10 protein-coding genes are annotated in these 14,642 nt (G+C 40.7%); 1 reads left to right on the top strand and 9 read right to left on the bottom strand.

Annotated features, from left to right (window positions below):
- Positions 1-67: 67 nt before the first annotated feature.
- The 3 genes from HWQ43_RS32755 to HWQ43_RS32745 all read right to left on the bottom strand — a co-directional run bounded on the left by HWQ43_RS32755 (position 68) and on the right by HWQ43_RS32745 (position 6,921).
- Entirely contained in the window at positions 68-1,612 is a 1,545-nt protein-coding gene (locus HWQ43_RS32755; protein ID WP_292741393.1) for an HlyD family efflux transporter periplasmic adaptor subunit, read from the bottom strand.
- Between the two features lie 116 nt (positions 1,613-1,728).
- Complete coding sequence (locus HWQ43_RS32750) at positions 1,729-4,815, bottom strand: peptidase domain-containing ABC transporter (RefSeq protein WP_292741391.1); 3,087 nt, start codon at positions 4,813-4,815, stop codon at positions 1,729-1,731.
- A 1,956-nt stretch (positions 4,816-6,771) separates the two neighbouring features.
- Positions 6,772-6,921: a hypothetical protein gene (locus HWQ43_RS32745; protein WP_292741389.1), complete on the bottom strand. Its 150-nt coding sequence runs from the start codon at positions 6,919-6,921 to the stop codon at positions 6,772-6,774.
- A 153-nt stretch (positions 6,922-7,074) separates the two neighbouring features.
- On the opposite strand from HWQ43_RS32745, the gene HWQ43_RS32740 reads away from it, so the two are divergent.
- A complete protein-coding gene (locus HWQ43_RS32740) occupies positions 7,075-8,274 on the top strand; it encodes an acyl-CoA dehydrogenase family protein (protein WP_292741387.1) in 1,200 nt (399 codons plus the stop codon).
- Positions 8,275-8,381: 107 nt separating this feature from the next.
- On the opposite strand, the gene HWQ43_RS32735 is transcribed toward HWQ43_RS32740, so the two are convergent.
- From HWQ43_RS32735 to ssuD, 6 genes are all read right to left on the bottom strand, one after another.
- On the bottom strand, positions 8,382-9,332 hold the full coding sequence (locus tag HWQ43_RS32735) for a D-2-hydroxyacid dehydrogenase (RefSeq protein WP_292741385.1): 951 nt from the start codon (positions 9,330-9,332) through the stop codon (positions 8,382-8,384).
- 87 nt (positions 9,333-9,419) lie between these two features.
- Positions 9,420-10,367 carry a D-2-hydroxyacid dehydrogenase gene (locus tag HWQ43_RS32730; RefSeq protein ID WP_292741383.1) on the bottom strand — a complete coding sequence of 316 codons (948 nt, stop codon included), beginning with the start codon at positions 10,365-10,367 and terminating at the stop codon, positions 9,420-9,422.
- A gap of 123 nt (positions 10,368-10,490) precedes the next feature.
- Complete coding sequence (locus HWQ43_RS32725) at positions 10,491-10,994, bottom strand: GNAT family N-acetyltransferase (RefSeq protein WP_292741381.1); 504 nt, start codon at positions 10,992-10,994, stop codon at positions 10,491-10,493.
- Between the two features lie 246 nt (positions 10,995-11,240).
- Positions 11,241-12,011 (bottom strand): ATP-binding cassette domain-containing protein, encoded by a 771-nt coding sequence (locus HWQ43_RS32720; RefSeq protein WP_292741379.1) that lies wholly within the window; start codon positions 12,009-12,011, stop codon positions 11,241-11,243.
- Positions 12,012-12,127: 116 nt separating this feature from the next.
- Positions 12,128-12,955, bottom strand: coding sequence for an aliphatic sulfonate ABC transporter permease SsuC (gene ssuC, locus HWQ43_RS32715; protein ID WP_292741377.1), 828 nt, complete (start codon positions 12,953-12,955; stop codon positions 12,128-12,130).
- A 105-nt stretch (positions 12,956-13,060) separates the two neighbouring features.
- Positions 13,061-14,209 carry an FMNH2-dependent alkanesulfonate monooxygenase gene (ssuD, locus tag HWQ43_RS32710; protein ID WP_292741375.1) on the bottom strand — a complete coding sequence of 383 codons (1,149 nt, stop codon included), beginning with the start codon at positions 14,207-14,209 and terminating at the stop codon, positions 13,061-13,063.
- Positions 14,210-14,642: the final 433 nt, after the last annotated feature.

Genomic DNA, 14,642 nt, shown 5'->3' with positions numbered 1-14,642 from the left:
TGCGCATGGGGCATTATATTATTTCTCCAATCTCCCTTGTCCTATTTCCTGATTCCGATACCTTTAACTACATCTCCAAACCGCCCTTTTTCAGTTTTTTGAACGGATCTAGAACAAAGTCAATTACTCGCCGTTGACGAATGATGACTTCAGCATTTGCTGTCTGACCCGCACCTAATGGAATACGTTTGTTGCCATTTTGGACATACTGCTGGTCTAAGGTGATTTCTAATTCATAGGTTTCGATGTTGCCTTGGGGTGTTTGGCTAACTTTCGAGTCAGGCGAGATCCAAGTAACTTTTCCTTGCACGATGCCATACTCTTGGAAAGGATAGGCATCAAACTTGACTTTTACTGGCATTCCTAACTTCAAGAAACCGCTATCCTGATTAGGCATATTTGCTCTGAGTACGAAGTCTGTTTTCGTGGGTGCAATTTGGGCAATCCTTTGACCGATTTGTACCACTGCTCCTGGTTTCGTGGTGGGTAATTCAAAAATCACCCCATTAATTGGCGATCGCACCACGCGCTGCTGAATTTGCAATCTTGTAGATATAAGCTGGCTTTTAGTCTGAGCGATTTCTGATTGCGTTGCTGTTATTTGTGCCTGTATATCTTTTAGCTGCTCCTGATTTTTCATTACAGCTAGTTGTCCGGCTTGCACGGCACTTTTATAACTACTTTGTTCTTCTTGCAGTCGGAGTTTTGCTTGTTTGATATCAGACTCCAAGGTTTTGATAGTTACTTGATAATTATTTACCTCTTGGGCCAAACGCAATTCGGCTTGTTTAATATCTGATAGAGACTTGTTATAAACTCGTTGGCTTTCTTGCTCTTGTTTTTTGCTTTCCTCTAATTGGATTTCAGCAACTACCTTCTTGTCAACAAGTTGGCTATAACGTTCAGTTTGCTTAGAATTTATACTCAAAAGTTTTTTAGCCGATTCCCAATCGTCACGACTGGTGGAAATTTGCTCCTCTGCTTGTTTAACTAATGATTGCTTTTCTAACTTTTGCAGGTTATAGCTACTCAGTTTGGCATCCAGGTTTTGCTGCACCTGGTTAAGTTGAGCCATTTTTTCTAATTCTTGGGATTTATTTTGTTGTTCTAAAAGACTCGTTGACATTAAGAGTTGATTTTTCAGCAGTTCCAGTTGGGATTGCCTATTTTGTAGCCCTTGCAATTTGCTCTGGACTTGTTGCAGTTCCGTTTGCAGCAACTCAGAATCCAGTTCCAGTAAAACCTGGCCGGCTCTAACTATATCTCCTTCTTTGACCGTAACTGCTTTGACACTTCCAGCAGCTTGAGCGTCTAATTTTTGAGTTGCGCCTTTAGGTTCTATACGCCCTCTGGCGCTACCAGTTTCATCGACTTTCGAGAGGGTTGCCCAAGGCAAGAATAGACCAGCAAAGCCGATGAGCGTATACAACAAACCACGAGTCCAAATTCGAGGTAAGGCATTGAGTAGTTTTTCTGTACCGTAGTACAAATCTTGACTTTCATTTTCTGCCTCTGTCTGCTCGTCAAATACCGATTCCTCTTGCTGTTTGTAATCTTGATATTTATCTTGCTCATCTGGGGGAAGTGGGGACGATCTATTGGGATGTGGCATGGTTTTATTTCCAATAACAGTAGATGGGTAGTGCGGGAGAAATCAATTCAAAATTCAAAATTCAAAATTGTTTACGCAGAGTCTCGTCGAGAATAAAAAGACTGCCCAATGCCCCATCAACTAACTTGAGACATCTGTTGTTGATTCAGGTAGTAATAATGACCTTTTTTAGCGATTAATTCGTCGTGGGTACCGCTTTCTACCAAAATACCTTGATCTAAAACCAGGATTAAGTCCGCGTTGCGGACTGTAGAGAGGCGATGGGCAATAATTACACTTGTGCGTCCTTTAAGAATTGTTTTGAGGTTGTTTTGAATAATCCGTTCTGATTCTGAATCTAGGTGACTAGTGGCTTCATCAAACAGTAATAACCGAGGATTTCCAAGCAAAGCACGAGCAATTGCTAGGCGTTGGCGCTGTCCACCAGAAAGCATTCCGCCGCTTTCACCAATTTCTGATTCGTAACCTATCGGTAATTTTTGAATAAATTCATCGGCTCCAGCATATTTTGCTGCTTGGATAATTTCTTCTAAAGAAGCATTTGGATTAGCGATCGCAATGTTTTCGCGAACAGTTCCACCAAACAGAAAAGTATCTTGGTCTACAACGCCGATTTGGGAACGGAGCGATCGCATAGATACACTGGTGATATCATTACCATCAATGAGTATTTTCCCATCTGTCGGTGGGTATAAACCCAAAATCAATTTACTGAGAGTTGTTTTTCCAGAACCGCTGCGCCCTACGACTGCAACCATCTGTTCCGGCTTAATTTCAAAGTTGAGATTTTCTAATACGTTAGTGTCACTTTCTGGGTGATAACGAAAGGTAACATTCTGAAAACAAATGTTACCGCGGAGTTTACCCAACGATTTGCGGGGTTTAGTTTCTAAGTCTTCTTCTGGTTCCGCCTCCAACACATCATTAATGCGTTCGGTAGAAATCACGATTTCCTGTAATTCATTCCACAGCAAAGCCAGTCTCTGGAAAGGACTCAAGACGTTACCCACCAACATATTGAAAGCAACTAATTGTCCAATAGTTAGTTCGCCATTAATTACCTGGGTCGCTCCATACCACAGCAATGAAGTATTTACAAAGGTGTGGATGACGCCACTGATAATTTGCAAGCGATTGTCAATTATTTGGGCATTAAAATCTTTTTTGATTAAATCATTCAGCAGTTCCTCCCAGCGCCAACGTACTGTCTGTTCAATTGCTAATGAACGGACGGTACGAATTCCGCTTAGGGATTCTATGAGATAGCTTTGTTCTTTGGTAGCTGCATTAAAAATATCTCTGGAGATGCGGCGCAAGATACTTGTGCTGGCCAGCGCCAAGATAAAAAATGGCGGTACAGTACACAGCACGAATAATGCCATTCGCCAGCTATAGGAGAACATCAAAGCCAGATAAACCACTAATGTCAGCATATCCAACACAATGGAGAGTGTCTGACCAGTCAGGAAGTGCTGAATTTTCTGGTTTTCTTGGATGCGCGAGATTATATCTCCAACGAAACGCGACTCGAAATAAGCAAGGGGTAAACGGAACGTATGTTTGATGAAGCCTACGAGTAAGGCGATACTAATGCGGTTAGCAGTGTGAAATAAGAGATATTGCCGTACACCGTTGACAGCAACACCAAACAACCCAAAAACAATCATTCCCAAACCAATGGCGTTTAAGGTTGGAACACTGCGTTGCACAAGTACTCTGTCGAGCAACAACTGAGTAAATACTGGCGTTACTAATCCAAATAATTGAATGACTATCGAAGCTATGAAAATTTCTAGCAGTGTTCGATAGTGAGGTTTGACTAACTCAAAAAATTTCCAGAAGCTTCTACTTTCGTCCTTAGCACTTTTTAGTAGAGCTGTAGGTTGTAGTAACAATGCATAACCAGTCCAACCTGCTTGAAATTCAGCTTTTGTCAGACTGCGTTGACCAAGAGCCGGATCACATACAATCACCCGCTTTTTGGTGATTTCATAGACAACAATAAAGTGTTTACCTTCCCAGTGAGCAATTGCAGGTAAAGGTTGTTCTGCTAATTTATCAAGAGTAGCTTTCACTGGACGGGTGGCAAAACCCAGATATTCTGCTGTTGCTGCCATAGCCTTTAGGGATGCACCGTTGCGAGTGACATTGGTCATATCCCGTAGGCGATTGATACTAAAATGTTTGCCCCAATAGTTACCAATCATCACCAAGCAAGCAGAGCCACAATCAGCTGCACTTTGTTGGGCATAGAAGGGATAGCTCTTGGTGATGCGTTTCCACCAATGCCCCACTTGTACTTTCGGACTGGGAAAGTAAAAACGTGATTTTTTCGTTGGCTGTTGTTGTGACTGCTTCTCTCTTTGGGGAAAAGGAATAATTTTAGATTTTGGAGATTGAAAAGTTTTTTCTTTAGTACCCAGTCCCCAGTCCTCAGCCTCCAATCCCGTTCCGCTGACGCTCATGGCAAAAGCCCACTCCCCCAACTCCGGGAAGTATTCTAGTGCTGTTTGCATCTGGTCGTTTTTCAGAATGTAAGCAATCGTTGGTTGCGTTGTTTGCCAATCTCCTTGTTTTGGTTGAGCAAAGATTGTACCTGGTGTCAAAGAATGGCCTTCAGAATGCCGCAGCTGACCTTTGTACAATAGCCACAACTGTGAATCTTGGGATATTTGTGGACTTACAGAGCCAGTTTCTAACTGGTGTCGCTCAAACAAAGATAAGGCTTTGAGCATTCCTGAAACTTGTGATGTATGGCGTGGGAATTGTGATAATTGGCGACATAACAACAACAAATCCCAAAGTTCTGCACGGGCAAATAGGCGATCGCGAATGTTAGGATACTTGTCTATCAACTTTTGCAATGCTTCTTGCCTGAAGTAGCCAAGTTTCAAGCTTGTCGAAGCTCTAACTGCATAAGGACTAAAGTTAGCTTCGGGAAACAAGGTCAATTCACCAAAAACAGACCATGCACCAAAGGTAGTAATTAAATTCTCAGAGCTATCTAATAGTCGGATTTTACCTGTAAGAATAATGTATATACCAAGATTCGTTTGTGCAGATTGCCAGAATTGCTTTGCTGATGGTGGCTCCACAATCTCCATTTCTGCCAAGAAGTTCTCTAATTCTTTTTCTGAAAGTTTTGTACCCAAGGTGTACAAAATTCTTTCACCCACATGTTGCTCAGAAAGCACTGGTGGCATTTTTTAATCTCCACAAAAAAATTTAGTTAGTTATCAGTCGAAATCCAATTCAAAACTTCATTAAAAATATTATTTAATCCCGTATTTTCACCGAGGAAACTCTAAGCTTGACTAGAGTAGAGTTTAGAAGAGAAATAGTCTGCTAGTAAAGCATCTATCTTTTATATGCAAGGTATTTTTCTTGAGTGGACAATCTACTTGTTGCAGTAAGTTCTCGATGTGGCAATAACTAGTGTAAATGCCATAATATCTAGCTAGAGCTTTGTTTACCGACATTTAGCTTCAACAGCAACTAACTGCATTGATGACTCCACACAAATAAGGATTGCTTATTTTTGCAATCAGCAGTGCTTGTAAGTAATGATTAAGAGGAATTATTTTTGGAGCATAATTTGCTATATGCAGCAATAGCTATTCAAAGTATTTCATTTCTCAATCAATCACAAACTCTCGAAGTTTTTTCTAGTTCGGAACAATGTTATGGCTGAAAGTTAGCTTTCATCCTCTTGAATAAGACTTGAATCGGAAGAATTCTTAAAAGAATGTTTTCAGACATTCCTAACTTGTTAACAGCCTTGTCTTGACTTAAATGGTGTGACATAATTGTAGTTAGAAATTGCATTGAGTCGTAAATTGTGGAAAAACATAATTCATTGCAGTTGTGTGATCAAAGCCTGACAGCAAAAAAACCACAACTACAAATCTGACTAACGTTGTAGTGTTAATCAGAAATTTATACAATGTGCAATTAGGTTCCGGCATATTCCCTAGTGCTTTGTGAGTCTAGGGGATAGTCTCCGGGATAGCTTCATCCTTATCGTGCAACCTGGAACAAAAGAGGATTTTGAGTAGGCTACAGGAAACAGAAGACTATAAAAACTGTAAAGCTATAAAAGCACATCGTAATTTTCGTTTAAGTAGTATTTTACCCATTAAGCAAAACTCCACTTAAACAAATATTGCTTAAGTTGGCTTTAAGATTCCAGAATGGATCTTTTCTTAGCACTGCTTAGTATCTTTAAGGTAGCATCTAGCAAGTTATTTAACGTTTGTATTATACCTCCTCTAGTGTAATAAATGCAAGTGAGCAAAAGAGACTGCGAACATCATCATATTTACATACAAACATGATATTTACACAATTAGCTTACACTCCTTAGCTCTTAAATTTAGATATTTTAGTAGTTTCTTAATGTAAATTTTCTGACAAGTCACCTAATAGATGATAATTAACAAAAAAAATATATTTCACAACCATTTATACATTAAATCTTTAAATAGCGAGGCGGCATAACATGATGCTAGTCATAACGGCGACTATTGTTTGCTCAAAGGTGATATTTAAGTTGTTTAAATTAGCTGTGAGGTAAAACACGTTAATGTTGTGATCGGGCACACACACTAGTTAAATACGGCAATCTTAGCATTTTTCCCATCAAGGGTATAGCAGTAATACATATTACAGCTTGATAGAAGTTGAGAAATAACCATCATGTTTAAATGAGTCTATAGTTAAAAAAATGACAATAAGTAGTAAATTCATCTTTTAAAACCTAAGATTGCGATGCGATCAAGTCAAGTAATAAATGGATAAATTGAATGGTGGTTATAGAGCCAGTGCCCTGACGAAATTGTGACACCATAGATTTGGTTAAATATAGGAAATCATCCATAGCGGTTCTCAATCAAATAAAGTACATCCTCAAAGTTGAAAAAATTTATCTATGAAGTCTAGTTATACCTCAGTTGCAGAGGAACCGCTATAAAAGCAACTAATATCACCTTAGTTGCGATCGCCAATGTTGTTGCTGTATATTTATCCATTGGAAAATCTACTTGATGAGGAAATTATCCCTGTGTTATCTAGGGATCTTTATATTACTCTCAACAGAGAATATTTAAACGCTTGTTTCTTCGTGCTTAGTTCCAAATGCGGAGATTTAATTTGAATGACGATTAGCTTAAAAGACCAGTAGGGAATTCAGTTCCTAAGTTGTGGGGCGATCGCTGAATTCTCTGCTTGGCTTGCTCTATGAAAGTAGTTTGTGTCATAATTACAGAAATAATAATTACTAAATCTCGGTCGATTTTAAGTAGTATTTTCACAAGCGCTAGAAGTAATACAGTTAGGGCAATGAGGATTGGGGATTGAGGGAGACTGGTATCGTGCGAAAAATTGATGTTCCTGCAAACTTGAGATGCTTCCATATTGAAAAACATCTCTGATTTAGTAGTACAGTGAATTACGAAGGAGTATTTATGTCACAGTTGGAGCAAGCAGTGCCAGACACCTTTGTAGCGCAAGGCTTAGAAACTCTCCCCAATATTTTCGACCGAGTTGAGGCTCTGGCCAAAGATTTTGCCACCCGTGCAGGGGTACACGATAGAGATGCTTCCTTTCCTTTCGAGAATTTTACAGCTTTGCATGAAGCAGGATTGCTCAACCTCACCATTCCACTTGAATTCGGTGGCCGGGATTTGGGGTTGGCAATTATCTGCCGGGTAATTGAAGGGATAGCACGTGGCGATGCTTCGACCGCATTAGTACTGACAATGCACTATCTTCAACATGCTCATGCAGCCCGTAGCCGTCGCTGGCATCCAGAAGTATATAAGCGGCTGTGTCGTGAATCAATTGAAGGCATTGCCCTGCTGAATGCTGCCCGTGTTGAACCAGAGCTAGGAACGCCAGCGAGAGGCGGATTGCCAGCGACAATTGCCGAACGAACAGCAGAGGGCTGGCGTTTAACAGGACATAAGCAATACACCACAGGCAGTCCTATCCTCAGCTATTTTGTTGTTTGGGCACGGACAACTGAAGATGAACCACAAGTTGGGAATTTTCTAGTTCCGCGCGATCTGCCAGGTTTGCGAATTGTCGAAACCTGGGATCATTTGGGGATGAGAGCTACGGGCAGCCATGATCTCATTTTAGAGAATGTATTAATTCCTTCAGAGTATGCTCTAAATATCAATCCCATATCTGCTGCGCCATCTTTTGATCCACTGATTTCCACTTGGGGCAGTTTGACAGTAAGTGCCTTATATCTCGGTGTTGCGAGTAGTGCGCGAGACTGGCTTGTTAAATATCTTTGGGAGCGATCGCCTTCTAATCTCCAAGAGCCACTGGCAACTCTGCCACGCTTCCAAACAGCCGTGGGTGAGATAGAAGCACTGCTGTTTGCTAATAATAGATTGATTTATAGTTTGGCTCAAGATATTGACAAGGGCGAATATGAGCCTAACGTAGGATTACAGGCACAGGCTGTTAAATACCTCACCACAACCAACTCGATTCGTTCTGTAGAAATTGCCTTAGAACTAACTGGCAATCCTGGTTTATTAAAAAGAAATCCTTTAGAGCGTCACTACCGTGACGTTTTGTGCAGCCGTATACATACGCCGCAAAATGATGTTATTTGCCAATCTTTAGGGAAGTCGGTGCTGAAAGTTAAGTGATGGGTATGGGGGATGGGGCATGGGGCATGGAGGAAGACTTGTTGCAAGTTCTCATTGGAGTCACATTGTCTCTCTCATCCCAATGCCCAACGCCCACTGCCCAATATTTAGTATCCTGCTTGCTTATCTACAACATTCCGCAAGGGCTGACCGTTTTGGTAGCGTTGAAGATTGTCGATAAATAGTTGTGCTATGCGCTCTCTCAGGCGTGGCGACAAGGCTGAACAATGGGGAGTGATAAAAGCATTCGGTAGCGACCATAAGGGACTTTCTGACGGCAGAGGTTCGGTTGCAACAGTGTCTAATCCAGCACCTGCAATCCATCCCTCACGTAGTGCGGTGAGTAATGCAGCTTCATCCACGATCGCACCACGAGCAATGTTAATTAGGTAAGCAGACTGACGCATAGAATGCAATGCAGTTTCATCGATCAAGCCTTTAGTTTCTGGGGTTAATGGTGTCGCAATAACTACATAGTCTGCGGCTGGGAGGAGCGATCGCCACTCATCAGCACCCACCACTTTGTCAAAATTTGGTAGGGGTTCGGGATGGCGGCGACTACCCCAAACTGTAACTCCAAAAGCTTTGGCACGAGATGCGATCGCTTGACCGATATTTCCTGTGCCGAGAATTAATAAAGTTGCGTCTGCCAGTTCTTCAAGAAACACTCCTCTTACCCAAGTGTGTTCATCCTGCAAAGTTTGCAATTTCCGCAGATTCTTGGCGTGATAGAGCATAAATGCCAGTACAAATTCCGAAATTGGAATTGCATGAACCCCTGCACCATTCGTGAGGATAATGTCCTTTTGCAAAAAAGTTGGCGTGAGGATGTGATTTACGCCAGCACTTGGTGACTGTTGCCAACGCAACGCGGGTGCTGCTGTTAGTACTTTGTCAAGAGTAGAGGTTTTCAGGTAAAATCCATTGACATAAATCTCTGCATCACTGACATCACCATCGAGATTACCTTCACTATCCACCTCTACAACATCTATATTAGATGGTAGGTGTGGCTCTATATCTGCAATGAGATGATCGGGTAAAATTAGTTTCACCATTAGCTACTCCCTATTTCCATTTTGGATTTGGATTTTGGATTGTGCAACCCAATTGGCAGCACCTCTTTATTTTTAATTTTTAATTGTTTAGTATCCTGCTTCTTTATCTACTACATTTCGTAACGGCTGACCAGCTTGGTAACGCTTTAGATTGTCGATAAATAGGGCTATTGAACGCTGTTTACTCTTTGGTGAATGACCAGAAGTATGAGGTGTAATAAAGATGTTAGGGAGTGACCACAAAGGACTTTCTGATGGTAAAGGTTCGGAATTAACTGTGTCTAATGCTGCACCTGCAATCCAACCTTCTGTGAGCGCTTTTATTAATGCTGATTCATCGACTACGCCACCGCGAGCAATATTAATTAGGTAGGCATGATTTGGGAGCGATCGCAATACAGATTCATCAATAAATTCTTTGGTTTCGGGAGTTAAGGGTGTTGCAATAACTACATAATCTACCTCTGGCAGGAGCGATCGCCATTCATCAGCACCCACTACTTTATCAAAATTTGCTAGCTCTTGGGGATGACGGCGACTGCCAATAATTCTTAAGCCGAAGGGTTTAGCACGGGCGGCGATTTCTTGACCAATACCACCAGCACCAATAATTAGCAAGGTTGCATCTGTTAATTCTTGGATAGCAAAGCCTCTTTTCCAGTGACGTTCAGCCTGTAAAGCATATAATTCTGGCAGGTGTTTGGCATGAGCCAGTATATAAGTAATTACAAATTCTGCGATCGGAATTCCATGCACTCCAGCCCCATTTGTGAGGATAATATCTCTTTGCAAATAAGTTGGTGTCAGGATGTGATTCACCCCTGCATTTGGTGCATGATGCCAACGTAGTGCTGGTGCTGCTTCTAGTATTTTATGCAGTATAGGACTTCTCGATAAAAACCAACTGAAATAAACTTCAGCATCGCTAGCATCCCCATCTAAATTTCCTTCAACATCTACTCCTACAATCTGTGTATTGGCTGGTAGATGTGGCTCAATGTCAGCAACCAGATCGAGCGGCAAAATGAGCTTCATTGTAGATTACCTCTTCTTTATTTACAAGGCTATTTCTGGAAATTGCCTATATGTGACAAAAAAATGAGTGCCATTTTTTCTTGGCACAAATTATGATGATGTTTACTAATATTTCATGGATGATTATTTAATATGTAAACACATAAACTCTAAATCAAAACATTGGTTATTATATTTATACGCTCTTTTCTCTGTTCCATATATTTGAAACCCCAATGATAAATAAAGTGGTTTTGCTAAAAAGTTACTCTTAACAATATCAAGTAATAATATTTCTACATATTTAATAGTTTTTGCTCTTTCAATTAATTCATTTAGTAATAATTTACCTACACCTTTTCCCCTATACTCTTGTTGAACATACATGCTACTAATATATGCTTTATGCCGGAGTTTGATTCTTGATTCTTGCTGAAATGCGACTATTCCAATTAAATTTTTATCCTCAAAACATCCCAAAATAAAGTTATTATTATCTACTGGAATTCTAGCCCGAAATTGTTCTATCGTCTTAATTGCTTCTTCTTGATAGGTTGTGCCAAATGAATCTGGATTTTTATCTAAAGCTTCTAATCTGATCTGTCTATAATCTTCTGCATCATACTTTGTTAATTTTTTGACGATCATTAGATATTTATTATTTTTTTCAATCAAGCGATATAGATTATTATATTTTAGTTTATCTAGATCGTGAATATAGAAAAAATCACCTAGACTAGCAAAGAGCAAGCCTGAGAGATATTTTGATTGTTCATTAATAATTTTTTATTGCTATAGATAGCTGTTTTTTAAGAGCAAGTTTTAATCTCGAAGTAGCCTATTTACCGCAGCTACCTCAAGTTTTATATTGATTGACTACAAAAAGCTTAAATTTCAACTGCTCAGCTGTAATAACTGGTTGTTTGCCTGAGTATTATCATTGCTCATTACTCGTTCTAAAACAGCTTCTCTGATATTGATAAACACTTCGCTACTTCGATCTCGCGGGCGTGAAAGTCTCACAGGTAAATCCATAGAAATCTTTCCTTGATCAATCACTATCACTCGGTCTGCCAACGCTACAGCCTCTTCCACATCGTGAGTAACCAAAAACGCTGTAAATCTTCGCTCTTGCCACAAGTTTTCAATCAAATGCTGCATTTCTTGGCGAGTTAGAGCATCCAATGCTCCCAAAGGTTCATCTAGCAACAACAAACGGGGCTGACTGGCTAACGCTCTGGCCAATGATACCCGTTGCCGTTGTCCTCCAGACAAAACATAAGGCCACTCATCAGCTCTATCTTTGAGTCCGACTTTATTGAGTACCCACAAAGCTTTTTCACGCCAATTACCTTCTAAGCCCAACCCCACGTTCTGAATAACGCGCTTCCACGGCAACAAGCGCGGATCTTGAAACATTACTGTTACAGAGCGGCTGAGTCTATGTAGTGGTTCTCCATCCAGTAGTATTCCACCTGAAGTTGCTCTATCTAATCCTGATACAAGACGCAATAAGGTACTTTTACCACAACCACTTCGTCCGACAATAGCGACAAACTCACCTGCTTCAACTTCTAAATTCAGCGAGTTTAAAACAGTTTTATTGCCAAAAGATTTCGTTAAATCCAAAATACTTAGTTGTGTACCCTGTACATTTGAACTCACTTGCAAAACCTCCTTTTGAGAACAATTATAATTTAATTATTTGATGAGATATTGAAGAAAGGAAACCATATTTGAAATCAAGATTTTTCAACCTTTGATTCTGGTGAACTTAGCATTTATGACTTTTGATAATTGGGGTTCCAAGCCAAGAATTTTGTTTCTAATCCTCTGGCAACAGCATCTGCTAATTTACCTAGTAGTGCATAGATTACAATACTCAAAACCACAACATCGGTTTGCATAAACTCACGAGCATTCATTGCCATATAACCAAGACCGGAATCTGCTGCGATCGTTTCTGCCACAATTAGTGTCAGCCACATAATCCCCAACGAAAAGCGAACACCAACGAGAATTGAAGACAAAGCTCCTGGAAAAATGATTTGCCACAGAAGTTGTGGTGTTTTTAATCCATAGACTTTTCCCATTTCAATCAGTCCAGGGTCAACACTACGGATACCATGAAATGTATTGAGATATAACGGAAAAAATACCCCCATAGATACTAGAAATAATCTAGCTTGATCGCCAATACCAAACCAGAGAATTACGAGCGGAATTAATGCCAAATTAGGGATAGTACGGAGCATTTGCAAGGAACTATCCAATAACTTTTCTGCGATTCGGGAAAAGCCATTGAGCAATCCCAAACCGAAGCCAATACTGCCACCAACTATAAAACCAGATATCGCCCGCCCAGCACTAATTCCTATATGTTGGAACAGTTCTCCAGTTGAGCCTAGTTTAATTGCTGTAGCGATTACACCACTTGGTGCTGGTAAAATCCTGGTTGAAAGTAGACCAGTTCTAGAAGCAAGTTCCCAAAGAATTAATATGGTAACAGGCACAATCCAAGGAACTATTTTCTCGATTTGCGGGTTGTCTAATACCTCGCTCAGGGATATCTTGTTTTTGCTTTTGGTGCTTTTAAAGGTAATAGTCATGGAATTTGGGATTTTAGATTGTTCCAAAGGATGAATCTATAAGCATCACCAACATAATTAGTAATTTGCTCTTTAATTACTAATTACTAATTACTAATTATTAGGTCATGAAGCACTTGTGAGTTGTTTCGCAAATTTTTCATTGACGACGATTTCGCCAACAGAACTCAAGACTGGTGGTGTTAAAGGTGTAGGTTCGCTTTGCAAAGGTAGGCGGGGAAATAATAATTCAGCGGTGCGATACGCTTCTTCTAAATGGGGATATCCAGAGAAAACGAATGTTTCTATCCCCAAATTGCGATATTCCAGCATCCTAGCGGCAACGGTGTCAGGATCTCCGACTAAGGCCGTACCAGCACCACCTCGCACCAATCCAATTCCTGTCCAGAGGTTGGGGCTAATCTCTAAAACTTCTCGACTACCACTATGTAGTTGACTCATACGCCGCTGTCCTTCAGAATCAGATTGAGCTAAGTCTTTCTGAGCTTTAGCGATCGCATCCTCATCCACATACTTAATTAGCTCATTGGCAGCATCCCAAGCAGCTGACTCGGTTTCTCGCACAATTACATGCAAGCGAATCCCAAAACGGACTGTTCTGCCCTGTTCAGCTGCCAATTTCCTAACTTCGGCAATCTTTTGGGCCACTTGTTGTGGAGGTTCACCCCAAGTCAGGTAAACATCTATATGTTTAGCAGCAACCCGCTTGGCGGCAGCAGATGAGCCACCAAACCACAAAGGTGGATAGGGTTTTTGAACTGGTGGAAATAAGAGCTTACCACCTTTAATATCCAGGTATTTTCCTTTAAAATCGACTGTTTCCCCACTGACGATACCCCGCCAAACTCTGAGAAATTCATCGGTTAAATCATAGCGATCGTCATGACTAAGATGCAAGCCATCCCCAGCCAGCTGCACCGGATCTCCGCCTGTCACCACATTAATCAACAATCTTCCTTTAGAAATTCGGTCAAATGTTGCTGCCATCCGTGCAGCAGCACCTGGGGAAGTAATCCCTGGACGAATTGCCACCAGAAATTTCATCTGCTTGGTGACAGATATGAAAGCGGCGGCAGTTATCCAAGCATCTTCGCAAGAACTTCCTGTGGGTAACAATGCGCCCGTATAGCCTAGACTATCCACAGCTTGGGCAATTTGTTGTAAATAATCAGGTGTGACAACACGAGAGCCAATATCTGTGCCTAAATAGCGTCCGTCATGAGATCCAGTAGGAATAAACCAAAGAATTTGCATTTGTGTCAGACAGGGTACAAGTATATATCCTACGGCAGATCGATCGAATTACCGGAGTTTATAGTCAGCATTTTACAGGAAATTATTTAAAACGCCAGTGATAAATTAACGATTCATAAAGAATAACTGCCCACAAGATTGACGTTTTCACGCACAATCCCAATAATCATGACACTTTTTTTGCAACAATAGCTGTCGTGAAGAATACAAGTTTTATGTCAATTACCAACATTTTTGCAACTTTGAAGTGTTCACTTCTAGTTTCATCGACAGAAACCTTGCTAACTTGCACTTTCTAAGTCTGTGTTTGGATAAAGGTTACGATCTCTGTGTTCTTGGGTTGGCTTTCAGCAAACAGCAATTCGGTTTGAGCGCAACCCCCGTTTGGTTGGGGAAGTTAAATACACTTTTAGCAAATCCTTAGCTCTTGCTA

The organism is Nostoc sp. JL31, from assembly GCF_017114965.1.
Lineage (GTDB): Bacteria > Cyanobacteriota > Cyanobacteriia > Cyanobacteriales > Nostocaceae > Nostoc > Nostoc punctiforme_A.
The sequence above is the reverse complement of the archived record's forward strand: the minus strand, read 5'-3'. Positions and strand labels throughout refer to the sequence as shown.

Excerpts from the sequence above, each read along its gene's own strand:
- ssuC (WP_292741377.1), bottom strand. The coding sequence starts at position 12,955 with ATGACTATTACCTTTAAAAGCACCAAAAGCAAAAACAAGATATCCCTG.
- HWQ43_RS32730 (WP_292741383.1), bottom strand. The coding sequence starts at position 10,367 with ATGAAGCTCATTTTGCCGCTCGATCTGGTTGCTGACATTGAGCCACAT.
- HWQ43_RS32740 (WP_292741387.1), top strand. The coding sequence starts at position 7,075 with ATGTCACAGTTGGAGCAAGCAGTGCCAGACACCTTTGTAGCGCAAGGC.
- HWQ43_RS32755 (WP_292741393.1), bottom strand. The coding sequence starts at position 1,612 with ATGCCACATCCCAATAGATCGTCCCCACTTCCCCCAGATGAGCAAGAT.
- ssuD (WP_292741375.1), bottom strand. The coding sequence starts at position 14,209 with ATGCAAATTCTTTGGTTTATTCCTACTGGATCTCATGACGGACGCTAT.
- HWQ43_RS32735 (WP_292741385.1), bottom strand. The coding sequence starts at position 9,332 with ATGGTGAAACTAATTTTACCCGATCATCTCATTGCAGATATAGAGCCA.
- HWQ43_RS32725 (WP_292741381.1), bottom strand. The coding sequence starts at position 10,994 with ATGATCGTCAAAAAATTAACAAAGTATGATGCAGAAGATTATAGACAG.
- HWQ43_RS32750 (WP_292741391.1), bottom strand. The coding sequence starts at position 4,815 with ATGCCACCAGTGCTTTCTGAGCAACATGTGGGTGAAAGAATTTTGTAC.